Below are 23570 nucleotides of genomic sequence, written 5' to 3'. Positions count from 1 at the left end.
GGTCAGAAGCCCCTGCCTCGCAAAAAGTCGACGCCGATCCGGGCCGTGGCGCCGATCGCGGCGTCCACCGCCGTACGCGAGGCGGCCAGCTCCCGCGTACGGGCGAAAACGGCGACCGCGTAGTGGCCGCCGTCGGGATAGCGGACGACCCCGGCCTCCATGTGCAGGCCGGGCAGGGTCCCGGTCTTGGCCGCGACCGTCACCTCGTCGGGAAACCCCGAGACCAGCCGGTGCCTGAATGCCTGACGGCTCATCAACTCCCGTACCCCTGAGCAGGCTTCCGGCGGGCCGGCCTCGTCGCGCCAGACGAGACGCAGCAGCCTGGTGACGTCCCGGGGTGTGCTCGCGTTGGTCCGCAGCGGATCCAGCACGCCCAGGCGCCTCTTGCGTTCGTCCGGCAGCGTGGGGTACCGGAGGGCGAACTCCGCCTCGTCGCGCGCGCCTACCTCGGCGAGCATCGACTCCAGCACGTCACGGGGGCCGCCCACGACGCGTGTCCGGTCGAGCCCGAGCTCCTCGGCGAGAAGCCGCACCGTGTCCAGACCGACGCGTGCCAGCAGCACGTCCGCCGCCGAGTTGTCGCTCACCGAGACGGCGAAGAACGCCAGATCGCGCAGCGACAGCTCGACGTCGTCCGCGCAGCCCGCCGTGCCCCAGCCGCCGAGCCGGTCGGCTGCCGTCACCCGCACCCGTTCCCGCGGGTCGAGCTGGCCGGCGGCCACCTGGCGGGCGAACTCCAGGACCAGCAGCACCTTGAAGACCGAGGCGATCACGACGGGCTCGTCGGCGCCGACGTCCACCTCCCCGTCACCCGGTTCCCCCTCGACGGGTATCGCGTGCAACAACCCCTCGGCGCCCGCCCCCGCGAACACCTCGCGGATCCGTTTCTCGACCATCGGTTCGCCCCTCGCATAAGGTCACTGACTGTGGATCTCTTGCGCCACCTCCGTATCTTCGTCGCCGTCGCCGACGAGCTGCACTTCAGCCGGGCCGCCGACCGGCTCGGCATGGCCCAGCCGCCCCTCAGCCAGGCGGTGCGCAGGCTGGAGAAGGACCTCGGAGCCGCACTGTTCGACCGGTCGCACCGTCAGGTCCGGCTCACCGCCGCCGGCATGGTCCTGCTGGACGAGGCCCGGGAACTCCTCTCCCGCGAGGAGCGGTTGCGGACGCTGGCCCGCCGCGCCGGCGACGGCGGCCTGGGCACGCTGCGCGCGGGCGTTCCTCCCGACACCACGGTCTCCACGCTGTCCGCGCTGCTCGCGGCCTGTGCGGGGCACTCCCCGGGCCTGTCCGTCGATCTGCAGGAGATCACCACCGAGGAACAGCTGCGGCTGCTCGCTTCCGGCGGGCTCGACGTCGGCCTCGTCCACCAGCCCGTGGACGCCACCGAGCTGCGCCTCGGGCCGGAGGTGCGCGTGGAGCTCGGTGTCGTACTACCCCGCACGTCACCGCTGGCCCGGATCCCCGAAGTGGCGCTCGCCGAACTGTCCGGCCACGATCTCGTGCTCTTCCCCCGCGCCCAGGCCCCCGGTTGGTACGACCGGATCCTCGACTCCTGTCGTGCCGAGGGTTTCGTGCCCGGCCGGGTCCGGCACGCGTCCAACCCCGAGTTCCTGCTGGCCCTCGTCCACGCGGGCCACGGCGTCGCCTTCGACCAGGGCCCGGTGGCCCGCAAGGAGCCCCGCGTGCTCTGGCGCCCGCTGGCGGGCCGTCCGCTCACCCGGCGGACGACCGGCGCCTGGCCCTCCGGTCGCTCCGCGCACCCGGCCGCACCGCACTTCGCGGAGCTCGCGGCCGACGTGCTGGCACGCGACCGGCCGTCGACGCCGCACCGCGACGCAGGCCCACGCCCGCCGGACGGGCCTCCCCGCCCCTGGTCGGTGGTGTACGACGAGCCGAGCCCCCGCGGCGCCGGCCCGCGGCCCTGACGCGGTGCGACCGGCCGCTCAACCGATGTCCTGTTCGCGTTCACGCGCCGCGGCCCGTCCCGACGCGCGGTAGCGGTCGCGGCCCCGTGCAAGGCCGGTGTCTACCGCCGGGGTCTGTCCGCGAAGACCCACCGGTTGCCGGCCAGCGCGTCGTTCCGCTCGGGCAGCGGGCCGCGTCCGTGCAGGCGGGTGAAGTCGAAGGGGGTGTGGACCGAGGTGGACCAGCCCCTGTCCGTCAGCGCCCCTGCGGAGTCGGGCCGGGGGTTCCTGTCGAACAGGTTCAGCAGGTCGATACCGATCTGCCGCGACGTCGCTGTGTAGAGCGGGCTGTGGCGGTACTCCAGCAGATCCTTGTCGAGCTTGACCTCGAAGGCCAGCGCGCTTCCCTCCGCACTCAGCCGGTCCACCGTGTCGATGAGGTACGTCTCGGCGGCGGGCGGCAGATAGAACAGCAGGCCCTCGACCAGCCAGACGCTCGGCGCGGCGGGGTCGAAGCCGGCGCCGGGCAGGGCGCCGGCCCAGTCGGCGCGCAGATCCATCGGGACCGCTACGCGTGCCGCCTTCGGGGTGGCCGAAAGTCCGTCGAGCACCCGGTGCTTGAACGCCAGGACCTCCGCCCGGTCGATCTCGAAGACCACGCAGCCGGGAGGCCACTCCAGCCGGTACGCACGCGAGTCCAGTCCCGCCCCGAGAAGGACCACCTGGCGGGCGTTCCCCGCGTGCACCGACCGGAGCAGGAAGTCGTCGAGGACCCGCGTCCGCAGTCCGAAGTACCGTGCGAACCGGCCCCACAACGGGTTCTCGTCCCCGTCCGGGACCTCCCGCGGGTGGACCGGCCAGCCCTGGGACACGGGAGCCCCGAGCACGAAGTGCTCCGCGAAGGCGTCCTGCGCCAGGCTGTCGGGGCGATGTGTCTCGATCGCCCGTGCCGCGGCGACCAGGAGAGCCGTCGCACCGATCCCTCCTGCCACGCCCTTCACACCGTCGTTCCGGTGCGCCGTGTCGACCATGTGCACTCCCTTGGTGGTGATGGAGACGTCTGATGGATGGAGACGACTGATGTTCGGGACGGCCGGCAGCGAGCCGTGCGAGGAAGAGCCCGCCGAACAGCGCGGCGCGGCCCTACGGGATGAGGACCGGCTTCACCACGCGGCCCGCGTCGCAGTCGCGCTCCGCCTCGTTGATGTCGGCGAGCGGATACGTACGGATCAGCTGGTCGAAAGGGAACCGCCCGGCCTGCCACAGCCCGGCCAGCCGGGGGATCAGCAGCGCCGGCACCGCGTCCCCCTCGCAGATGTGGGAGATCTTCCGGCCCTGGTCCAGGGCCCCCGGTTCGAGCGGCAGCACGGTGTGCAGCCGTGCCACCAGGCCCAGGTGGCCGGTGGGGCGCAGCGCCCGGAGGGCGTCGTTGATCAACCGGGTGGAACCCGTGGTGTCCAGGGCGTACTGCGCGCCGCCGCCGGTCAGCCGCCGGATGCGGCCGGGAAGGTCGGCCGAGGCGGCGTCCAGCGGGATCGCGTGGAACCGCTCGGCCTGGGCCAGCCGTTCGGGGTGCCTGTCGACCGCCACGGCGAGGGCCCCGGCGGCGCCGGCCGCCATGATCGCGGCCAGGCCCACCGCTCCGGCGCCGAAGACCGCGACGGTGTCGCCGGGGCCGGCGCCGAAGGAGTTGAGGACCGCCCCGGCGCCGGTGAGGAAGCCGCAGCCGAGCGGGCCGAGCAGTTCGAGGGGGAGAGAGGGGTCGACAGGCACGGCGTTGCGGGCCGGGACCATCGCGTACGCGGCGAACGAGGACTGGCCGAACCACCGGGGCGCCAGCGCCTCCCCGGCCGTGTCGGTGAACCGGGCCGCGTTCTCGGCGCGTCCCCCGAAGAGGTTGAGCGCGGCGAACCGGTCGCAGTAGGCGGGGGCCCCGCCCAGGCAACTCCGGCACCGCCCGCAGGAGTCGAAGCTCAGCACGACGTGGTCGCCGGACCGCAGGCCGGTGTCCGGGCCGCCCGTCTCCACCACCACCCCGGCCCCCTCGTGGCCGAGCACCGCCGGCAGCGGTGAGCGGCCCGCCGAGCGCCGGACGGCGAGGTCGGTCCGGCACAGCCCGCAGCCCGCGATCCGCACCAGGACCTCGCCGTCGGCCGGCCCCGCGCCCAGGATCACCTCCTCGACGGCGAACGGGTCCTCGTAACCGCGCAGTACCGCCGCAGCGAACCTCATCGTCGGGCCTCCCGGGGACGGTGGACGACGAACGGCCGCAGATTCCCGTACAGCCCCCACGGACCGCCCGCGACGCCGACGCCGCTCTCCTTGGTACCGGCGAAGGGCTGGGCGAGGGAGAGTTCGGCGTGGTGGTTGATCCACGCCGTCCCGCACTCCAGCCGCCCGGCGACCGCCTCGGCCCGGTCCAGGTCGGTCCCCCACACCGATCCGCCGAGACCGAAGCGGGTGGCGTTGGCCGCCTCGACGGCCTCGTCGACGCTTCCGTACGGCAGCACGGGCAGGACCGGGCCGAACTGCTCCTCCGTCACCACCGGGCTGTCGGGACGGACATCGGTCAGGACGGTCGGGGCGTAGAAGTAGCCCGGCCGGTCCAGGCGGTGGCCACCGGCCACGGCCCGGGCCCCGTCGGCCAGGGCCCCGGCCGTGTACCGCTCCACCCGGGCCAGTTGGGCCGCGTTGTTGAGGGGCCCCAGCTCCGTGGTCCGGTCGAGACCGGCTCCGACGACCACGCTCTTCGCCCGTTCCGCGAGGGCCTCCACCACCCGGGCGTGGAGCCTGGCCGGGGCGTAGACGCGCTTGACCGCCATGCAGACCTGCCCGCAGTTGCGGAACGCCGCCCAGAACAGCCGGTCCGCGATCCGCTCCACGTCCACGTCGTCCAGCAGGACGGCGGCGTCGTTGCCGCCCAGCTCCAGGGTGACCCGGGCGAGGCCGGACGCCGCACCCGCCGCGACGGCCCGCCCGGCGCCGACCGAGCCGGTGAAGGTCACATGGCGGATCCCCGGGTGCGACGTGAGGCAGGCGCCGAGCGGTTCGCGCCCGGTGATGACCGTCAGGACGCCCTCGGGCAGGGCGGCGGACAGCACGGACGCCAGCAGCCGGGTGGCCAGCGGCGTGAAGGGGGAGGGCTTGAGCACCACCGTGTTGCCCGCCGCGAGCGCGGGCGCGAACTTCGCCGAGGCGAGCTGGAGCGGGAAGTTCCACGGGACGACGGCGGCGACGGGCCCGAGCGACCGCCAGCGGACCTCGCTGTGCACCGCCCGGCCGTCGGTGATCGTACGGGGCTCGGGGACGCACTCGGCGAACCAGCGCAGACGGGCCGCCGTGCGGGCGACCTCCGCATACGACTCGGCCAGCGGTTTGCCCTGCTCACGGGTGAGCAGGGGAGCGAGGTCCGCCCCGGCCGCCTCCACGGCGTCGGCCGACGCGAGCAGGGCGGTGGTGCGGGCGGCAGGGTCGGCCCGCCATCCGGGCCAGGCCTCGTGGGCGCGGCCGACCACCGCGTCCAGCTCCCTCGCCTGCTGGTCGGGAACCTCGTCGAAGGGTTCGCCCGTCGCCGGGTCGAGGACGGTGAAACGCTCACCGCGGGGTGCGGGACCGGGGCGGTGCGGCCGCGGCTCCAGGCCGGCGGTCAACTCGCGGCCGGGGTGGCCGCGAACTCCCGGGCGTGCCGGTCCATCTCCGCCCGGAAGGCGGCCACCAGCCGCGGCTGGATCCTCCCGCTGTCGCGGTTCCCGCCCTCGCAGACCGCCCCGCGCACGCCCACGATGTCCGTCCCGATACGGGTCAGCGTGGCGAGGTCCGCCGCCTTGACGCTCCCCGCGAGCGCGGCGAGCAGGCCGGCCTCGTGGGCCAACCGCACGAACTCCCCGCAGGACGCGGGCGGCACATGGTCGAACAGCCGGGTCCCGTCCTTGATCGCGGTGTCGAGCATGGCCGCGTCGGATCCTGAGCGGCGGGCGATGTCGGGCAGCGCCAGCGGGTTGACGCAGCCGATCCGGTGGGCGTCCGCATAGCCCGAGGCGACGACGAACGCGTCGGGCCGGAAGTCCTTCACGGCCCGGACGACCCCCCGCATGACGTCGATGGCCTGGTCGGGCGTCGTGCATCCGTAGAGCCCGACCTTGATGTAGGTGGCTCCGGAGACCGCAGCGCCGAGCGCCGCCTGGGCCACCGTGCCGGGCTTGTACGGTACGTCTCCGACGGTGGCGGACACCGGCTTGTCCGCCGGGACCGCTCCGCGGATCTCTCTGATGACCCATGGGAAGTTCGCGCCGAGCGACCCCTCGTCGGGCTTCTTGACATCGACGATGTCGAGGTGTTCCGCCGCCTTCGCACACGCGAGGGCTTCCTCGACACCGTCCGGGGAGATGAGAAGCAGCAACGTGGATTCCTTCCACCGCGTGTTCTCCCGCCGGACGGCAGGTGCGCGGAGCAGCCGGGATCTGGTGCGGTCGGCTCATCCTCGCGGCGCCGTACGGGCCCCGGCAGGGCGCGAGCGATGGCGTACGGGGCACTGCTGCGGCGGGCTCACGCCCCCTGCGACGCGCCCGTTCGCCCTGTGTTCCCCCTTGACCCCGCTCGGCGGGAGAGCCCCGGAGATCCGTCGCCTCTCCGGAGTCGGGAGGAGTCGGTGTCGAAGAGGAACGCGTCAAGGACTATTGATCGTCCGCGGGCCGGGTAGCGAAGCGGTATGACCACTGACAAAACATCCACCGCTCCGGGCGGATACGTGCGGCCGGAGCTCGACGTCCGGGCGCTGACCGAGGTGCTCGACGGCGAGTACGCGGAGATCCGCGACCTGGTCCGGGCCAACCTGGTGACGCACGCCCCGGTTCTCGACGAGGCCGACGAGCTCGACCTCGACGCCTTCCGCGAGCGGGTGCGCGAACGCGTGATCGAGATGGCGGCCACGGGCCAGACCGGCATGGGTTTCCCCGCGCGGTACGGCGGGGGCGGCGACATCGGGGCCTCGGTCGCCGCGTTCGAGACGCTCGCCTTCGGCGACCTGTCGGTCCTGGTGAAGGTCGGCGTGCAGTTCGGGCTCTTCGGAGGAGCGATCCTGCACCTGGGCACCGAACGACACCACGACGCCTACTTGCCCGACCTGATCACCGGGAAGGTGATGGGCTGCTTCGCCATGACCGAGACCGGGCACGGCTCCAACGTGCAGGCGCTCGCCACCGTCGCGCGGTACGACGCCGACACCCGGGAATTCGTCATCACCACCGAGGGCGAGCAGGCCCGCAAGGACTACATCGGCAACGCCGCCCGCCATGGGGAACTGGCGGTCGTCTTCGCCCAGCTGGAGGTGGGCGGGACCGCCGAGGGCGTGCACGCGTTCGTCGTGCCGATCCGGACCGGCGGCGAGGCGGCGCCCGGAGTCCGGATCGAGGACGACGGCCGCAAGATGGGCCTCAACGGCGTGGACAACGGACGCATCCGGTTCGACGACGTGCGGGTGCCTCGCGAAGCGCTGCTCAACCGCTTCGCCGACGTCACCCCCGAAGGCGTCTACCGGAGCACGATCGACAACCCCGACCGCCGCTTCTTCACCATGCTCGGAACCCTGGTGCAGGGCCGGGTCAGCGTCGGCGGCGCAGGCGTCTCCACCGCCAAGGTCGCCCTCGCGATCGCCACGAAGTACGCCCTGCGGCGCAGGCAGTTTCCGGCGGGCCCCGGCGGGTCCCGGGGCGAGGAGCAACTGCTCCTCGACTACGGACTGCACCAGCGCCGCCTGCTGCCGCTCATCGCGCGCACGTACGCGCTGCACTTCGCGCAGGACGTCGTACGCACGCAGCTGCACGAGGTCTTCTCCGGCGTCGAGGACGACCCGGAGGCACGGCGGCGGCTGGAGGCACGGGCCGCCGGGACCAAGGCGCTCGGCACCTGGCACGCCACGCGGGTGATCCAGGAGTGCCGCGAGGCATGCGGCGGCGCCGGTTATCTCAGCGTCAACCGGTTCGCCGCCCTGAAGAGCGACAGCGACATCTTCACCACCTTCGAGGGCGACAACCACGTCCTGCTGCAACTCGTCGCCAAGGGCCTGCTCACCGACTACGCCGGCGAGTTCGAGGACCTGGACCAGCTCGGCATGGTCCGCTACGTCACCAACCTCGCCGTCGAGACGGTCATCGAGAAGACGTCGGCCCACAAACTGCTGGAGCGGGTCCGCGACCTGCTGCCCGGGGGAGACGAGTGGGACCAGGAGGCCGGACTGCTCGACTCGGAGTACCAGCTCGCCATGGTCCGCTACCGCGAGGAGCACATGCTCGCCGGGGCGGCCCGCAGGCTCAAGCGCGGCATCGACCAGAAGCGCGACCCCGGCGCCGTCTTCTCGCAGGTGCAGGACCACGTCATCGCCGTCGCCCGCGCACACGTGGAGCGGCTGGTGCTGGAGGCGTTCGTCGACAAGGTGCGCGCGCTGCCCGAGAGCGGCAACAAGGTCGCCCTGGGTCTGCTGTGCGACCTGTTCGCCCTCTCGACGATCGAGGCGGACCGGGCGTGGTTCATGGAGCACGGCCGGCTGACCGTCCAGCGGTCCAAGGCGATCACCCGTGAGGTGAACGATCTCTGCCGCAAGGTCCGGCCTCTTGCGGCGGACCTCGTCGACGCCTGGGGCATCCCGGCCGAGATGCTGCGCGCCCCGGACCTGGTGGGGTGACCCGGGGCGCCCCGAGGGCCCTCGTCAGCCGGTGAACAACTGGGTCGCCTTGCGGACCAGTTCGTACAGCCCGTAGGCGAGCGGAGCGCCCACCCAGAGCCAGGTGAGGGCGATCAGCGGCCGCTGGTCCCTCACCTCAGGCGGATTCTGCCCGCTGCTGTCGTGCACGGGGCGCTCCCTTCTCCGCCGGCTCCGCCGGCGCGGCGTCGAGGTGGTGGGACGGGTGCACCGGTCGGACCAGTTCATTGGCCACGAAGCCGACGGCGAGCAGGGCCATCATGATGAGGAGGGACGTCCCGTACAGGTCCGCGCCGTGCTTCCCCGCCTCCTCCTGGCGGTCGGCGATCCAGTTCACGATCAGTGGCCCGAGGACACCGGCGGTGGACCAGGCGGTGAGCAGACGTCCGTGGATGGCGCCGACCTGGTAGGTCCCGAACAGATCCTTGAGGTAGGCGGGAATCGTGGCGAAGCCGCCGCCGTAGAAGGAGAGGATGACCAGCGCGCACAGGACGAACAGGGGCTTGGAGGAGCTTCCGACCAGCGCGATGAGCGCGTACATGAGCGTGCCCGCGCCGAGGTAGACGCGGTAGATGTTCTTGCGCCCGATGAGGTCGGAGGCGGAGGACCAGCCGATGCGGCCGGCCATGTTGGCCGCGGACAGCAGGGCGACGAACCCGGCGGCGGCGGTCACCGACACGGGGGTGGAGGTGTCCGAGAAGAAGTCCGTGATCATCGGCGCGGCCTTCTCCAGGATGCCGATGCCGGCGGTGACGTTCATGCACAGCACGACCCACAGCAGCCAGAACTGCGGGGTGCGCAGAGCCTGACGCGCCGACACCTGCGGTCCGTCCGGCGTCGCGGGCCGACCGCCCGTCCGCTCCTCGACGCGCGGGCGCGGCACCCGGACCAACGCCACGCCGAGCAGCATGAAGACGGCGTAGGCCAGTCCGTGGACGAGGAAGGCGAGCGCGATGCCGGACTTGTCGCCGCCGAAGGACTCCAGCATCTGCGCCGACCAGGGCGAGGCGATCAGCGCGCCGCCGCCGAACCCCATGATGGCGATGCCGGTGGCCATGCCCGGACGGTCGGGGAACCACTTGATGAGCGTCGACACGGGCGAGATGTAGCCGATGCCGAGGCCGATGCCTCCGACGAAGCCGTACCCGAGGACGATCAGCCAGAACTGCCCGGTCGCGGCGCCGAGTGCGGAGAGCAGGAAGCCGGAGGAGAAGCAGACGAGGGCGACGGTCATGGCCCACCGGGGCCCGCGGCGCTCGACGAGCGTGCCGCCGAAGGCGGCGGAGAGCCCGAGCATGACGATGCCGAGCTGGAAGGGCAGTGCGCTCTGCGTGCCGCTCAGGCCGAGCGCGCCCTCCAGCGGAGGCTTGAACACGGACCAGGCGTAGGCCTGGCCGATGGAGAGGTGGATCGAGAGGGCGGCGGGCGGCACCAGCCAGCGACTCCAGCCCACGGGGGCGATGGGGGGACTCATGGGTCCCTCACCGTAGTGAGCGGGAACCTTTTTGAGAAGGTCGTTGACAAATCTTCGCCGTGTGCGGTTCGTGTGCCGGTGGTGCGTGCGCGCCGCCGGCCGTGCGGAGCGGGTTACCGGCGCGACGTCGCCGCGAGCACCAGCTCCACGCAGTGCGACTCCAGTCGCTCGCGCGGCACGTCGAGCGTGCCGTGCAGCCACCCCGCGAAGAGGTTCGCCAGGCCGCCGACCAGGGCGTGCGCGGCCATGCGGCGGTCGATGTCGTCCCCCGTGCCGGAGAGCTGACCGCCGACGAGATCGGTGAACACCGGCATGAGCCGGTGGCTGTGGGCCCCGAGCGCCGGGTCGGCGAAGGGCTCCAGGAGCAGCAGGCGGCCCTTGTGCGGCGCGTCCAGGACCAGGGAGACGAAGGCGGACACGGCGGCCCGGGCCCGGACTTCGAGCTGCGGGGCGCCGAGCGCCACGGCGTCCTCCAGGGCCCTCCTGGCCTCATCGGCGACCCGCTCGAAGGCGGCGAGGAGCAGATCGTCGCGGCTGGTGAAGCTCTCGTAGAAATAGCGGTCCGTCAGACGCGCCTCCCGGCAGACGGACCGGACCGTGACGGCCGCGCACCCTTCCTCGCCGGCCAGGCGCTCGGCGACGTCCAGGAGGGCCTGCCGACGGGCGGCGCGACGATCGGCGAGCTTGGTCCCGCCCCAGTTCCGTTCCGCCAACTCCGGTGCCCTCGTTTCTCGTTGACCGATTGACGACAGGTGTCCGCACATTCTAGCCTGAGGACAGGTGTCCTCAGATTGCCCTCGGGGCAACTGCCGGGACGAACCACGCGGCGCACCGTCACGAACAGCGCCGCACGCGGCGCCCCGAAGAGCGTCACGAAGACCGCCATGGACAGCGCCACCAACAGCGCCACCAACAGCGCCACCAACAGCGCAGCGAACAGCACGGCCCCGCACCGGAATCCCCAGCGGAGGTACACGTGACACCGTCAGTCCACGGACCGGGCCCTGCCGATCCGACCGACCCCACCGGCCCGAGCGGCCCGAGACCTGTAGAGCCCCTCGGCCCCGATTCCCTCACCTGGCGCTGGTTCGGCGACTGGAGAGGTCTCCTCCTGGCCCCCTGGGCCGGGTCGATGCAGAACATGCACCCCGAGCTCGGCGCGGGCGTCGCCGAGCACTCGCGCTTCTTCGAGGAGCGCTGGGAGCGTCTCTTCCGCTCGCTGTACCCGATAGGGGGAGTGGTCTACGACGGCCCGCTCGCCGCCCGGACAGCCCGCGAGGTGCGCGGCTACCACGCCTCCATCAGCGGGGTCGACGAGCACGGCCGCCCGTATCACGCGCTCAACCCGGGCACGTTCTACTGGGCGCACGCGACGTTCTTCATGCTGACCGTGCAGGTGGCCGAGCGTTTCGGCGGCGGCCTCACCGAAGCGCAGCGGCGCACGCTCTTCGACGAGCACGTCCGCTGGTACGCGCTGTACGGCCTCTCCATGAAGCCCGTACCCCGCACCTGGGAGGACTTCCAGCGGTACTGGGACCACATGTGCGCCGACGTCCTTGAGGACAACCGGCCGACCCGGGACGTGCTGAACATGCGCCGCATCGCCAAGCCGCCCCACCTGCGGCTGCTGCCGTCGCCGCTGTGGGCCCTCGCCCGTGTCCCGATCGTCCGGCTGACCCTGTGGATCACGGTCGGCATGTATCCGCAGGCCGTGCGTGAACGCCTCGGACTGCGCTGGACGCCCCACGACGAACGGCTGCTCGGTCTGCTGGGCCGGCTGGTGCACCACGCCTGGCGACGCGTTCCCGAACGTCGCCGCTTCCACCCGCGCGCCCGGGCCGGCTGGGACCGCGAGCGGGGCCGCTCGGTGTCGGGCCCGGTGGAGACACCGCCCCGGAACCTGCCGCCCGAGGAGCGCCGCGGACTTCCCCAGCACTATGCGCCGAACGCCGACCGCCCCGGGTGAGTCGGGGCCGCGCCAAGCGGCATGACCGGCGCCATGCCTCCGGTCCGGCGCCATCAGTAGGCGGTGCTGAGTTCCCAGAACCGGAAGACGGTCGAGGTGTCCAGGCAGTTCTGCAGGCCTCGGACGTTCTCGTGGGCGACCGCGTACTGCTTGCCCTGCCAGAGCGGCAGGATCGGCAGCTGTTGCGCCACGATGTCCTGCAGTTTCATGTACGCCTGCCGAGTCTTCGCGCGGTCCGTCATGGACGAGGTCCGCGGGATGATCCGGTCCACGATCTCCTCGTTGTCGTAGTTGTTCGACAGGACGTTGCCCGTGCCGAAGAACGGCTGGGTGAAGTTGTCCGGATCGGGGTAGTCCGGCACCCAGCCCTTGACGTAGATGCCGTACTTCCCTTCGGCGATGCCCTTCTCGTACTCGCCGAAGGGGACGGACTTCATACGGGCGTCGAAGAGCCCGCTCCGGTTCAGCTGATCGGCGATGGTGTCCAACGCGTCGTCGGTAGCGGGCCCGTACCGGCTCGGGGTGGACCAGAGGGTGAGCCTCACCTTGTCCGCGATACCGGCTTTCCGCAGCTCCGCCTTCGCCTGTTCCGGCTTCGGGCTGTCCCCGTAGGTGTCGAAGAAGGAGGTGCCGTGGCCGGTGATGCCGCCGGGGATGATCGAGTAGAGCGGTGCGGCGGTGGACTGGTAGACCTCGCTGACCAGGGAGTGGCGGTCGACGAGGTAGGCGATGGCCTTCCGGACGGCGAGCTTGCCGATGACCGGGTCGTCGACGTTGAAGACCAGGTGCTGGACTTCGGCGCTGTTGCCCTGGACCACCTCGATGCCGTCCTTCTCCGCGGTGGACGAGGTGTCCAGATCGGCTATCGCCTTGGCGCTGAGGCCGCGGTAGGCGATGTCGACGTCGCCCTTCTCCAGAGCCGACTGGAGGGCCTGCTGGTCGCCTCGGAAGAACTCCAGGCTCACGCCCGAGTTCTTCACCTCGGCGGTGCCCTGATAGCCCGGGTAGACCGAGAAGACCGCCCTCTTCTTGTCGATGGAGTTCAGCTCGTAGGGGCCCGAACCGACCGCTTTGCCCTCCTCCAGCAGGCTGTCCTCGGGGTAGACCTGACGGTCCACTATGGAACCGCCCCCCGAGGCGATCTTGCTGGGGAACGTCGCGTCGGGCACCTTGAGGCGGAAGACGACGGTCCTGTCGTCCGGGGTGCCGATCGACGCGATCGTGGAGAGCAGCGGCGCGGGGCCCGCCGGGTCGTTGATCCGGATCGTCCGGGTGAAGGAGTGCTTGACGTCCGCCGAAGTGAGACTGTTGCCGTTGCTGAACTTCAGCCCGTCCCGCAAGGTGCAGGTGTAGGTCTTGCTGCCGTCGGAGAACCCGCACTTCTCGGCGGCCTCCGGCACGGGAGTGGACGCTCCGGGCGGGAAGCTCAGCAGGGACTGGAAAACGTTGTTGAACAACAGCCAGGACCCCGGGTCGTATCCCGATGCCGGATCAGTGGCGAGGATGTCGTCGGACATCCCGACGGCCATCGTGCTCTCGGAGTCCTGGGCGCCGCACGCCGTCAATAACAGCGCCGCCAGTGCCCCGGCTATCAGGGTGCTCGGCCGCCTCGTACGAACCTTCACAGAACGTTCCTCATGCTCTCGGCCGGCCGTGTGGGGGGTGTCCCCGGACAGCCGGATCAGGTCGGAAACGACAGCGAACACCGCGACCGTCCAGCACGGTCGGCCCGACCGGGCCCGATCGTGGACCGAATACTTACCCGGACCCGGTGTTCGTCGGGAACTCTCCACATGGTGAACGGCCGCCAAATACCAGTCGGTGAACAGCAGTTGGCAGGTCGAAATCAACCTCGCAGTGATGTTGGCAATGTACTTGTCTACCGCGATGCGCGCTGGCGCATCGTGCGAAAAAACATCTTCGTCCTGCATCCCGCCAACCCGCCGGACCCACCCCTGTGACCTGGGATGTCCGGGTGTCTCGGCGATTTACCCCTTCAAGCGGGACGCTTCCTACCTCTTTACAACCTGTCGGGGTATACGAACAGATTGAGGGCCCTCAGGTGAACGCCGGACTATCGGATATCGCAGGAGAGTTGCCCGAAGATTCCGAGTGGGGCTGGAATGTCCTGGTGCCCGCGTTCCTGTTCCTGTTCCTGTTCGCGTTCCCGGTCTCGTCCCCGTTCCCGTTCCCGGAAGGAACTGCCATGAGCAGCGCGTACGACGTCCTCGTCCTGGGCGGCTCGGGTGTCGACACGATCGTGTACGTCCCCGAACTCCCGCTTCCGTACGCCGACAGCTACCTGATCCGCTCCGGCATCGAGGCCCGCGCCGGCCAGACCGGCGACTTCGTCGCCCTCGGTCTCAGCTCCCTGGGGCTGCGCACCCATCACCTCGACATGGTCGGCGACGATCCCTCCGGGGAGCTGGTCCGGGCCTTCCACCGGGACCACGCCATCGACTTCACCGCGGTGCCGCTGCCCGGCGGCACCAAGCGCGCGGTCAACCTCGTCGGCCCGGACGGACGCAGGCTCTCCCTCTACGACGGCAGCCGCTCCCACGCGTCCGACCGGCTTCCCGAGGAGACGGTCCGGACGCTGGCCGCCGTCAGCACGCACGCGCACGTCTCCATCACCCACCCGTGCGCCCACGCCCTTCCCCTGCTCCACGAGGCCGGGGTCACCGTCTCCACCGACCTGCACGACTGGGACGGCGAGAACCCCTATCACGAGGAGTTCGCCTACGGCAGCGACCTCGTCCTCGTCTCCACCGCCGCCCTCGCCGACCACGAGGCCACCATGCGGCGGATCATGGAGCGCGGCCGGGCCGAGGCCGTCGTCGCCACCGCCGGGGCGGAGGGCTCCTACCTGCTCAGCCGCGAGGCCGACGGGCCGGTGCACATCCCGGCCGTCGCCCCGCCCGGCCCGGTCGTCGACTCCAACGGGGCGGGCGACGCCTACGCCTCCGGCTTCCTCTTCGGCCGGCTCACGGGCGAATCCTTCGCACGCTGCGCGCGGTACGGCGCGATCGCCGGGGCCCACGCCTGCACGGTGCCGGCGACCGGCGGCGACCTGATCGGCCGGGCCGCACTGCTGGCCGGGGCAGCCGTCCTGTCCGGTGCGGGAGCCGGTGCGGCAGCCGATGCGTGAGCGCCTGAGCGGACGACGTGCCAGGGGAGTGGTGTGGCCGGACTCTCCCTGTTCGGCACCCGCTTCGCCCCGCCGCACGGCCCTGCGGCTAGTTTGGGTGCAGCACAGGTGAGCGGGCCCGTGGTGGCACGGACGCACGGGGGACGGGAGGTCGGGAAGAGTGTCGCTGCGCGGAGGTGATCCGGTCGAGATCGGCGGTTATCCGCTGGAGGAGCGGCTCGGTTCGGGTGGCATGGGCACGGTCTTCCTGGCCCGTACGAGCTCGGGGCGGCCCGTCGCGATCAAGCTGATCCATCAGCAGTTCGCGGGGGACGACGAGTTCCGCATCCGTTTCCGTCAGGAGGTGGCGGCCGCACGGCGGGTCAGCGGCGCGTTCACCGCCGCCGTGGTCGACGCGGCCCCCGAGGCCGAGCAGCCGTGGATGGCGACGACCTACATCGAGGGGCCCACGCTGACGCAGCGCATCGCCGAGGGCGGCCCGCTGGACGGAGCGGAGCTGAGGCGGCTCGCCATCGGGCTGGCGGAGGCGCTGCGCGACATCCACCGGGTGGGAGTCGTCCACCGCGATCTGAAGCCCTCGAACGTCGTGCTCTCGCCCGAGGGCCCACGCGTCATCGACTTCGGCATCTCGCGCGCGGTGGACCAGCAGACGCTGACGATGACCGGCCGGGTCATCGGTACGCCGCCCTTCATGTCGCCCGAGCAGTTGCAGGCGCCGCGCGGTGTGGGACCGCGGTCCGACGTCTTCTCCCTGGGGACGCTCCTGGTGTACGCGGCGACCGGCCACGGGCCCTTCGACGCGGACAGCCCCTATATGACGGCCTATCAGGTGGTGCACGAGGAACCGTCGTTGGACGCCGTCCCGGAGGCTCTGCGGGCGGTCGTCGAGCCGTGCCTGGACAAGGAGCCCGAGGGGCGCCCCTCGGCGGACGAACTCCTCGTGCTGCTGCGGGACCTGCCCGCCGAACTCGGCGGGGCCAGGACCGGCGTTCCGGGCGCGGGCCGCACCCGCGACATGAACACGCAGGCCCACCTCGCGACGGGGGACACCCCGGCGCGCACCGCCTCGACGGACACCCCGGCGCGCACCGCCCCGACGGACACCGGCACGGGAAGCACCGGCGCACCGGTCGGCGGCCGCCTGCGCCGCCGATGGCGGCCCGTGCTCGCGGCGGCGGTCGCGGTGGCGGCGATCGGCGGCGGAGTCGCCGCGCTGACGACGGGCGGCTCCGACGGGAGCGGTGACGGCAAGCGCCCCGGCGGCGCGGGGCAGAGCACCGCGGTGCCGGCGGGCGTGCTTCCGGCCGGCTTCGAGCCGTGGCGCGGGACGGTGCTGGGCGGTCGCGAGGACATCCCCGACGAACTGCGTTGCGTCGTGCGGGGCGACGCGCTGTTCTGCGGGGGCGGAGGCGTCGTCGCGGCCCGTCTGAGGGCTCACGACGGGTCCCGGGTGTGGACCGCGAAGAGCCCCGGCGTCCCCGCCCAGGGCATGCACCTGGTGGGCGCCACCGACGACACGGTCCTCGGCTACCGCTTCGCCGCCCAGGACGACCCCGAGGGCCCTCGCAGCGAGGTGGTGGCCCTCGACGCCGACAGCGGCCGGGAGCTGTGGTCCGCACCGTCCGGCGCCCAGTCGACGGCCGTCACGGGCCGGACCATGGACGCCGTCGTGGCCGGCTCCGCCGTGGTGACGGTCGACGCCTCCAACTCCCGCTTCGAGGCCCGGGACGCCCACAGCGGTGACGTCCTCTGGACGACACCGTTCCCCGCCGGCACGCAGTGCGCCCCCGTCCCGCTCCGACCGCGGCTCCTCGCGATGTGCGCGACCGACGTGGAGGTGGACGACCTCCAGGTGCGCCGTCCCACCCTGCGGACGCTCGCCCTCCCCTCCGGGGCACTGGGCAGGCCCGTCACGGTCGACGGCCCCGTCGTGCCGATGGGCGGGGACCGCGGCGGGCTCGTCCTCCTCGCGAAGCACTACGAGGGACCGGCGTCGGCCGGGTACGACGGTGTGGCGCGGTTCGACCCGGCCTCGCGCAAGGTCACGTACGCACGGTTCGACAAGGTGTACGCGGGCACGCCCGGCATGGCGGACGGCACCGTCCACGTGAGCGGGCAGGCCGGTCTCGTGACGGCTTTCGACTCCGCGACCGGGCGCAAGAAGTGGTCACGTCAGACGGGCGTGGAGGGCGCGTCGGGCCCCGTGGCGGGAGCCGGGGCGCTGTTCTTCAGCTCGGCCACCGGCCGGGTCGTCGCGCTCTCGCCGAAGGACGGCGAACCGCTGTGGGCGACCGACCCCCGGATCGACGCGCTCACGGGCGAGCAGGACGCCAGCCCCCGTGTGGCCGTCGCGGGGCGCGCGGTGTTCGTGGCCGCGGCCGACAACACCCTCTTCGCCTTCGACGCGCAGAGGCCGCCGAGGTCGGGCTGACCCCGGCGGCCTCACCGCCCGCCCTCCCCGGTGGGGGCGGGCGTCACACCCGGCGCAGGACCGTGGCCTCCGTGCCCCAGCCGAGCGCGATCGTCCGGTCGACGCTCCAGCCCGACCGCTCCGCGAGGGCGGCGATCGCGGCGGAGTCGCGCAGCGTGCTGCCGGTCGCGGTGTACGCGTGCAGCGCCGCCTCGGCCGCGTGCGGGCTCAGGCCGTCGGGGCGGGAGGCCTCGACGAGGACGGCCGTCCCGGTCCATCCGGCCAGCCGCGTGAGCAGTTCGACCCCCTCCTCGTCGGTGCGGTGGCCGAGTGCCTTCGCGGCGACGGCGACATCGGCGGGGCCGGCCGTCCACTCGACGCGGTCCGGCGCCGTGACCTGGCCGCGCAGCACCTCGGCCGGGGCGGCCTCCTCCGCGATCCGCAGCCGGGGCCGCCGCCCGGCGTCGTCGAGAGCGGCGACCACCGAGGCGCTGCCCGGCCCCGTCAGGAGGCAGGTTCCGACGCCCTCCCAGAGGGAGTCGGCCGTCAGGCCGGCCAGCAGGAAGACCAACTGCTCGCACTCCTGAACCAGTTCGCCGTAGCGGTCCGCGTCGCGGGTCACCGTGTCGTGCAGGGTGGCGCCCGAGGCGAGCCGCCAGGGGGACACGCCGTCCCGGAGGGCGGGTGCCAGGTGCGTGAGGGCGAGCAGCAGCTCGGCCTCGTGGCCGGCGTACTCCTCGCGCTCGTGGTCCTCCAGGAGTTCCTCGCCCGCCCGGCCCAGGCGCAGCCCGGCCCCGCCGTCCGCGTCGACGACCACGTCGTACGCGGCGAGCAGCGGAAGCAGTACGCCGATCCCCGGCCCGGACACACCGAGGCGCGTCGCGAGCGCGTCGGCGGAGAGCCCCGGCGTGTCGGCCACCGCGTCGACGAGGCCGAGCTGCAACGCGGCCCGTGCCACCAGCCACGGCAGCGGCGAGGGGATCTCGGCGGGGCCCTGCGCGACGGCGTCCGCCGGGCCCTGTGCCTCCGGGGCGGCGGCCTCCTCGCAGTGCCAGTAACCCGTGACGTTCACGCGGTCCTTGGGGAGCTTCCGCTCCCGCTGGAGATACCGGCGTACCGGAAGCAGCGCCCGGCTCTCCGCGGCCGCCCAGGCGAATCCCTCGCCCGCCGGCGCCGGCAGGGCGCGGACGGCGGCGTCCAGCGCCGCCGGGTCGCCCGGTTCCGCGACCACCCAGGTGATCGTGTCGCCGTCGCGCAGTGCCAGCTCCTGGCGTGCCGCCTCGTCCGGGACGGTGACCAGGACGTGCGCCGGGGCGTCGAGCGGACGCTCGTCGAGGAAGCGGCCGATCGCGGGCAGGGCCGTCTCGTCCCCGACGAGGAGGATCCAGTCCAGCCGTTCCGGCAGCCGGAGCGACGACTTGGGCCCGACGAACCACAACTCGTCGCCCTCCCGGGCCGACGCGGACCAGGTCTCCGCGGGCCCTTCGCCGTGCACCACGAAGTCGAGGTGGAGCTCTCCCGCCCGGTGGTCCACCCGCCGGGGCGTGTAGTCGCGGGTCAGCCGGTGTTCGGCCGGCGTCCACTCGATGCCGTGCGGCAACTGGGCGGGGAGCGCCGCCCGGACGTCCCCGTCCGCGGCCAGGATCAGCTTGATGTGGTCGTCGAACCCGGGTGCGGCGAAGGCCGGGTGGGCGATCCCGTCGCGGGTGAACGCGGCGAGGTCCTCGCCGCCGAGGACCACCCGGCGCATCCTGGGGGTCACCTCGTGGACGCGGCGGACGGTGACCCGGCGCAGGACGAGGGGGTGCGTCGTGTACGCACGCTGGGCGGCCATCAGGAGAACTGCTTCTCGATGAGGTCCAGGAGGGCCATCGACTCGTCGTAGTCGCCGCGCAGCACCCAGTGCGGCAGGTCATAGGCCCGGTTCGCCTTGAAGGCGGGCAGCGCACCGTAGACGGGGTTCTTCTTGAGGGTGGCGACGTCGGTCGTGTCGGCGTTGAAGCCCATCACGAACACGGACGGCTGGGTGATCGTCTGGCCCACCTTCTCGGTCGACAGCTCGAACATGTCACCGCCCTGCCCGTACACCCTGAAACCGCCGTCGGCGAAGAGCGGAGCCGGCTCGATGCCGACCTTCTTCAGCTCCGTGGGCAGGCCCACGCTCTCCACCAGGCCGAAGGCGGTGCCGTCGCCGGTGAAGGTGAGGAAGGACACGGGGCCGGCGGGCGGCTTGATCGCCTTCTTCACCTCGCCGATCCGCCGGTCGTAGGCGGCCAGGTGCTTGTCGTAGACGTCGGACTTGCCGAACACGTCACCCGCGAGGAAGGAGAACTGGCTCCGCCAGTCGCCGAGCTTCTTGCCCACGAGCACGGTGGGAGCGATGTCGGTGAGGTCGTCGTACACCTTCTCCGCCTGGAACAGCGGGAAGCCGATGCCGCCGCCGACGATGAGGTCGGGCTCCAGGGCGAGGATCGCCTCCAGGTCGAAGCCGTCGACGCTCCACGGCAGGAACGTCGTGCCGTCCTCCTTCGCCTCCTTCGCCCAGTTCGGGGAGAACGCGCCCTTGCTCTCGGCGTCCTCGGGGATCGTGGCCCGCACCGGCACGTCGAGGTCGTAGAGGTACCCGGCGAGGGCGTGGTTCAGCACGACCACCTTCTTGGGCTCGGCCGGCACCTTCACCTTGCCGTAGTCGGTCGTGACGGTTCGGGTCTTCGCGGCGGAGGCCTTGTCCCCGTCGCCCGACGGGTCGGCGGCCGAGCAACCGGTGAGGGCCAGCGCGGCGACGACCGCGACGGTGAGAAGGCGGGCAGGAGCAAACATGGGACCTCATGTGGCTGGGTACGCTCGAATGTTCGAGCTGTTGGTAAGGTGAGGCTAACCTCGCTGGTTCCGCCGCGTCGATCCGCGTACGACATCGCCGGTGACGGACACGACGCGTCGCACAACGGGAGGCACGCTTGCCGACGACATCCCTCGGCACCGTGGTCGCCGAGAACGCCATCCGCTTTCTGGGGCACGACACGCATCGGCACGACGCGCCGCACCTCATCTACCTGGTGACCGGCAGCGCCCGCCTGTCCGCCGACGGCGAGGAGTGGCGGCTCGGACGGCACGAGGCCCTCTGGCTCGCTCCACGTGTGCCGCACGCGCTGCGGATCGAGCCGGGCGGCATGGCACTCGGCCCCCTCCTCGACCCCGCTGACCAGCCACGATGCCGGGTTCAGCCGCTCGGGGCGGTGCCCGCGATCGTCGAGGTCATGACCACCGCACTCGGCGCGGCGCCGACCACGCCGGAGCAGGTCGAGCCGTTCCGCCAGGAGTTGGGACGCGTACTGAAGGGCATTTCCCGGCAGTACTTCCCGGTCGTGCTGCCCGTCCATCCCGCGGTGCGCGCCCTGGCCCGCGAGGCCCTGCGCGCACCCTCCACGACTCTGGAAAGGCTCGCCGAGCGGCACCGGATGAGCCCCCGCCAGGTGCAGCGCGTCTTCCTCGACGAGACCGGACTGCCCTTCACACGGTGGCGCAACCGGGCCAGGATGAACGCCGCCGTCGAACACCTCCGCGGCGGGGGCGAGCTGACGGCGGCGGCCAGGGCGGCCGGATACGCGACCCGGGCCGGACTGCTGCGCGCGCTGAGCCGCGAGTCCGGGGTGCCCGTGAGCGCGCTCACCACCGACGCGGTGGGGGCGCTCGGCGGCCGTTGAACCGGGAGCCGGGCCGTTCCAGCAGTTCATGTACGTCGATCACGCACGGCACTTCGGCCTGTCCGGGTGGCGGGTTGCACAGGGAGAACAGATGGCACAGGCGCTCGCGCCGACGACCGCGCCACCACCGGCCACACCGTCGAGGTCGTCGCGTCGCAGGACCCGCCGGCTCCTCGGCCTGGTCGTCGCCGTCGGCACGCTCCTCGTGGCGGTGGTCCTCAGCGTCGCGATCGGCTCGGCACTGCTTCCCCTCGACGTGGTGTGGCAGGCGCTGACCGCTCCGGACGGCTCCGCCTCGCACGCCACGATCAGCGGCGCCCGCGTGGACCGCACGCTTCTCGGCGTCGTCGTCGGCGCGTCCCTGGGCGTGGCGGGGGCGCTCATCCAGGCGCTCACCCGCAATCCGCTCGCCGACCCCGGTGTCCTCGGCGTCAACGCCGGCGCGAGCTTCGCCGTCACCCTGGCCGTGGCCGTCTTCGGCGTCACACGCATCGACCAGTACCTGCCCTTCGCCTTCGGCGGCGCCGTCGTCGGCTCGGCGGTGGTCTACCTCGCCGCGAGCGGCGGCCGGGGCGGGCCCACACCGCTGCGCCTCACCCTCGTCGGGGTCGCCTTCACGGCGGTCCTGCTCGGCATCTCCCAGACCCTCGCCCTGATCGACACGGAGACCTTCGACCGTATGAGGTTCTGGGGAGCGGGCACCATCACCGACCGCCCGACGGGCACCGCCGCCGACGTCGCGCCCTTCGTCCTGGCCGGACTGCTGGCCGCCGCCTTCTGCGCGCGCCCGCTCAACGCGATCGCGCTCGGCGACGACGCGGGGCGGGCCGTCGGGCTGCGGGTCGGCGCGACCCGGTGCGGTGTGGTGGTCGCGGTGGCGCTGCTGTGCGGTTCGGCGACGGCCGCGGCGGGCCCGCTGATGTTCGTCGGCCTCATGGTGCCGCACGCCGTGCGCTGGCTCACCGGACCCGACTGGCGCTGGATCCTCGCCTACTCCGCCGTCCTCGCCCCGGCGATCGTGCTGCTCGCCGACGTCCTGGGCCGGCTGATCGTGATCCCGTCCGAACTTCAGGTCGGCGTCATGATGCCGCTCATCGGCGCGCCCGTACTGATCCTGCTGGTGCGCGGAAGCCGGGTGAGGGAGCTGTGAGCGGGGCGTTCGTCCTCAGGGCGGGGTCCCTGAGCCTGCGGGCGACGCGCCGCGGGGTCCTCGTGTGCGGGCTGTTGTCGGCCGGGCTGCTCGCCCTGGCCCTGTGGGCCTTCACCCTCGGCAGCTACTCCCTGAGCCTCGGCGACCTGGCCTCGGTGATGTCCGGCACCGCGGGGAACAGCGTCCGCACCGTCGTCCTGGAGTGGCGGGCACCGCGCATCGTCGCCGCCGTACTGTTCGGGGCCGCCCTCGCGATGGGCGGCGCGGTCTTCCAGTCCCTGACCCGCAACCCGCTCGGCAGCCCCGACGTCATCGGCTTCACCACCGGCTCCTACACCGGTGTCGTCCTCACGCTGCTCGCGGGCGCGAGCAGCTACTCGGCGCTCGCGGCGGGCGCCCTGGCCGGCGGGCTCGTCACCGCCCTCGGCGTGTATCTGCTGGCGTTCCGGCGGGGTGTGCGGGGCTTCCGGCTCATCATCGTGGGGATCGCGGTCGGCGCGCTGCTGTCCTCGGTCAACACGTGGTTCTCGGTGAAGGCCGACGTGGACACCGCGCTGAGGGCCGCGGTGTGGGGCGCCGGCTCGCTCAGCGCCATCGGCTGGCCCGCCGTGACGATGGCCTCCGTCCTGGTGGCGGTGGTCGCCCTGGCGGCCCCGGTGGCGCAACGCCGGATGCGATGGCTCGAACTGGGCGACGACACGGCGGCGATGCTGGGCGTACGCGTCGAGCGCACGAAGCTCCTGCTGGTCGTCCTCGGCGTGGCCGCGACAGCCGCGGTGACCGCCGCGGCGGGCCCCATCGCCTTCGTGGCCCTGGCGGCCCCGCAGATCGCCCGCCGCCTCACCGGGCGCGGAACCTCCGTCGACCTCGCCGGTTCGGCGCTCGTCGGCGCGCTGTTGCTGCTCGGCGCCGACATCGCGGCACAGCACGCGATCCCGGATGTGGTGCTGCCCACCGGTGCGGTCACCGTGTGCGTCGGCGGGGCGTACCTGCTGGTGCTGCTGGTGCGGGAGTCCCGCCGGGGGTGGTAGCGCGCCGCCCCGGGCGGAGGGGCGGAGGGGCGGAGAAGGGCGGAGGGGCGGAGAAGGGCGGCGGTAGCGGTCCACCGCCCACG

At 72.5% G+C, this 23570-nt stretch carries 18 protein-coding genes; 8 read left to right on the top strand and 10 right to left on the bottom strand.

Translation table 11 applies throughout. The features are described from left to right. Nucleotides 1–2: 2 nt before the first annotated feature. On the bottom strand, nt 3–896 hold the full coding sequence (locus OG245_RS03955; protein ID WP_371622155.1) for a serine hydrolase: 894 nt from the start codon (nt 894–896) through the stop codon (nt 3–5). A 39-nt stretch (nt 897–935) separates the two neighbouring features. On the opposite strand from OG245_RS03955, the gene OG245_RS03950 reads away from it, so the two are divergent. Beyond that, nucleotides 936–1928, top strand: coding sequence for a LysR family transcriptional regulator (locus tag OG245_RS03950; protein WP_371627802.1), 993 nt, complete (start codon nt 936–938; stop codon nt 1926–1928). A gap of 101 nt (nt 1929–2029) precedes the next feature. Here the strand turns inward: OG245_RS03950 and OG245_RS03945 are convergent, their stop codons facing one another. The 4 genes from OG245_RS03945 to OG245_RS03930 form a co-directional block, all read right to left on the bottom strand. Next, nucleotides 2030–2938, bottom strand: coding sequence for a class I SAM-dependent methyltransferase (locus OG245_RS03945; protein WP_371622154.1), 909 nt, complete (start codon nt 2936–2938; stop codon nt 2030–2032). Nucleotides 2939–3050: 112 nt separating this feature from the next. Further along, a complete protein-coding gene (locus tag OG245_RS03940) occupies nt 3051–4139 on the bottom strand; it encodes an NAD(P)-dependent alcohol dehydrogenase (RefSeq protein WP_371622153.1) in 1089 nt (362 codons plus the stop codon). Beyond that, a complete protein-coding gene (locus OG245_RS03935; RefSeq protein ID WP_371627801.1) occupies nt 4136–5545 on the bottom strand; it encodes an aldehyde dehydrogenase family protein in 1410 nt (469 codons plus the stop codon). The genes OG245_RS03940 and OG245_RS03935 overlap by 4 nt, the downstream gene beginning before the upstream one ends. 8 nt (nt 5546–5553) lie before the next feature. Then, complete coding sequence (locus OG245_RS03930) at nt 5554–6306, bottom strand: (5-formylfuran-3-yl)methyl phosphate synthase (RefSeq protein ID WP_371622152.1); 753 nt, start codon at nt 6304–6306, stop codon at nt 5554–5556. A gap of 309 nt (nt 6307–6615) precedes the next feature. Between OG245_RS03930 and OG245_RS03925 the strand changes: the two genes are divergently transcribed. Then, a complete protein-coding gene (locus OG245_RS03925; protein ID WP_371622151.1) occupies nt 6616–8586 on the top strand; it encodes an acyl-CoA dehydrogenase in 1971 nt (656 codons plus the stop codon). Between the two features lie 136 nt (nt 8587–8722). On the opposite strand, the gene OG245_RS03920 is transcribed toward OG245_RS03925, so the two are convergent. Then, nucleotides 8723–10078: an OFA family MFS transporter gene (locus tag OG245_RS03920; protein WP_371622150.1), complete on the bottom strand. Its 1356-nt coding sequence runs from the start codon at nt 10076–10078 to the stop codon at nt 8723–8725. Nucleotides 10079–10191: 113 nt separating this feature from the next. Continuing rightward, a complete protein-coding gene (locus OG245_RS03915; protein ID WP_371622149.1) occupies nt 10192–10791 on the bottom strand; it encodes a TetR/AcrR family transcriptional regulator in 600 nt (199 codons plus the stop codon). A 263-nt stretch (nt 10792–11054) separates the two neighbouring features. Between OG245_RS03915 and OG245_RS03910 the strand changes: the two genes are divergently transcribed. Beyond that, a complete protein-coding gene (locus OG245_RS03910) occupies nt 11055–12044 on the top strand; it encodes an oxygenase MpaB family protein (protein WP_371622148.1) in 990 nt (329 codons plus the stop codon). Between the two features lie 53 nt (nt 12045–12097). On the opposite strand, the gene OG245_RS03905 is transcribed toward OG245_RS03910, so the two are convergent. Then, entirely contained in the window at nt 12098–13669 is a 1572-nt protein-coding gene (locus tag OG245_RS03905) for an ABC transporter substrate-binding protein (RefSeq protein WP_371627800.1), read from the bottom strand. Between the two features lie 581 nt (nt 13670–14250). Between OG245_RS03905 and OG245_RS03900 the strand changes: the two genes are divergently transcribed. Then, on the top strand, nt 14251–15192 hold the full coding sequence (locus tag OG245_RS03900; RefSeq protein ID WP_371627799.1) for an adenosine kinase: 942 nt from the start codon (nt 14251–14253) through the stop codon (nt 15190–15192). A gap of 160 nt (nt 15193–15352) precedes the next feature. Further along, entirely contained in the window at nt 15353–17623 is a 2271-nt protein-coding gene (locus OG245_RS03895; RefSeq protein ID WP_371622147.1) for a PQQ-binding-like beta-propeller repeat protein, read from the top strand. 43 nt (nt 17624–17666) lie between these two features. Here OG245_RS03895 and OG245_RS03890 read toward each other — a convergent pair whose 3' ends face one another. Together OG245_RS03890 and OG245_RS03885 are read right to left on the bottom strand one after the other, a co-directional pair. Beyond that, nucleotides 17667–19436 (bottom strand): SIP domain-containing protein, encoded by a 1770-nt coding sequence (locus OG245_RS03890; RefSeq protein WP_371622146.1) that lies wholly within the window; start codon nt 19434–19436, stop codon nt 17667–17669. Beyond that, nucleotides 19436–20422: an ABC transporter substrate-binding protein gene (locus tag OG245_RS03885; protein ID WP_371622145.1), complete on the bottom strand. Its 987-nt coding sequence runs from the start codon at nt 20420–20422 to the stop codon at nt 19436–19438. The genes OG245_RS03890 and OG245_RS03885 overlap by 1 nt, the downstream gene beginning before the upstream one ends. 137 nt (nt 20423–20559) lie before the next feature. Between OG245_RS03885 and OG245_RS03880 the strand changes: the two genes are divergently transcribed. The 3 genes from OG245_RS03880 to OG245_RS03870 all read left to right on the top strand — a co-directional run bounded on the left by OG245_RS03880 (nt 20560) and on the right by OG245_RS03870 (nt 23487). Then, nucleotides 20560–21306 carry a helix-turn-helix domain-containing protein gene (locus tag OG245_RS03880; RefSeq protein WP_371622144.1) on the top strand — a complete coding sequence of 249 codons (747 nt, stop codon included), beginning with the start codon at nt 20560–20562 and terminating at the stop codon, nt 21304–21306. A 91-nt stretch (nt 21307–21397) separates the two neighbouring features. Next, entirely contained in the window at nt 21398–22456 is a 1059-nt protein-coding gene (locus OG245_RS03875; protein ID WP_371622143.1) for an iron chelate uptake ABC transporter family permease subunit, read from the top strand. Then, nucleotides 22453–23487: a FecCD family ABC transporter permease gene (locus tag OG245_RS03870; protein WP_371622142.1), complete on the top strand. Its 1035-nt coding sequence runs from the start codon at nt 22453–22455 to the stop codon at nt 23485–23487. Before OG245_RS03875 ends, OG245_RS03870 begins: the two co-directional genes overlap by 4 nt. Nucleotides 23488–23570 lie beyond the last annotated feature (83 nt).

It is taken from the genome of Streptomyces sp. NBC_01116, assembly GCF_041435495.1.
GTDB lineage: Bacteria > Actinomycetota > Actinomycetes > Streptomycetales > Streptomycetaceae > Streptomyces.
The sequence above is the reverse complement of the archived record's forward strand: the minus strand, read 5'-3'. Positions and strand labels throughout refer to the sequence as shown.

Coding starts and splice junctions, on each gene's coding strand:
- OG245_RS03875 (WP_371622143.1), top strand. CDS start 21,398: ATGGCACAGGCGCTCGCGCCGACGACCGCGCCACCACCGGCCACACCG.
- OG245_RS03920 (WP_371622150.1), bottom strand. CDS start 10,078: ATGAGTCCCCCCATCGCCCCCGTGGGCTGGAGTCGCTGGCTGGTGCCG.
- OG245_RS03940 (WP_371622153.1), bottom strand. CDS start 4,139: ATGAGGTTCGCTGCGGCGGTACTGCGCGGTTACGAGGACCCGTTCGCC.
- OG245_RS03885 (WP_371622145.1), bottom strand. CDS start 20,422: ATGTTTGCTCCTGCCCGCCTTCTCACCGTCGCGGTCGTCGCCGCGCTG.
- OG245_RS03955 (WP_371622155.1), bottom strand. CDS start 896: ATGGTCGAGAAACGGATCCGCGAGGTGTTCGCGGGGGCGGGCGCCGAG.
- OG245_RS03890 (WP_371622146.1), bottom strand. CDS start 19,436: ATGGCCGCCCAGCGTGCGTACACGACGCACCCCCTCGTCCTGCGCCGG.
- OG245_RS03900 (WP_371627799.1), top strand. CDS start 14,251: ATGAGCAGCGCGTACGACGTCCTCGTCCTGGGCGGCTCGGGTGTCGAC.
- OG245_RS03945 (WP_371622154.1), bottom strand. CDS start 2,938: ATGGTCGACACGGCGCACCGGAACGACGGTGTGAAGGGCGTGGCAGGA.
- OG245_RS03925 (WP_371622151.1), top strand. CDS start 6,616: ATGACCACTGACAAAACATCCACCGCTCCGGGCGGATACGTGCGGCCG.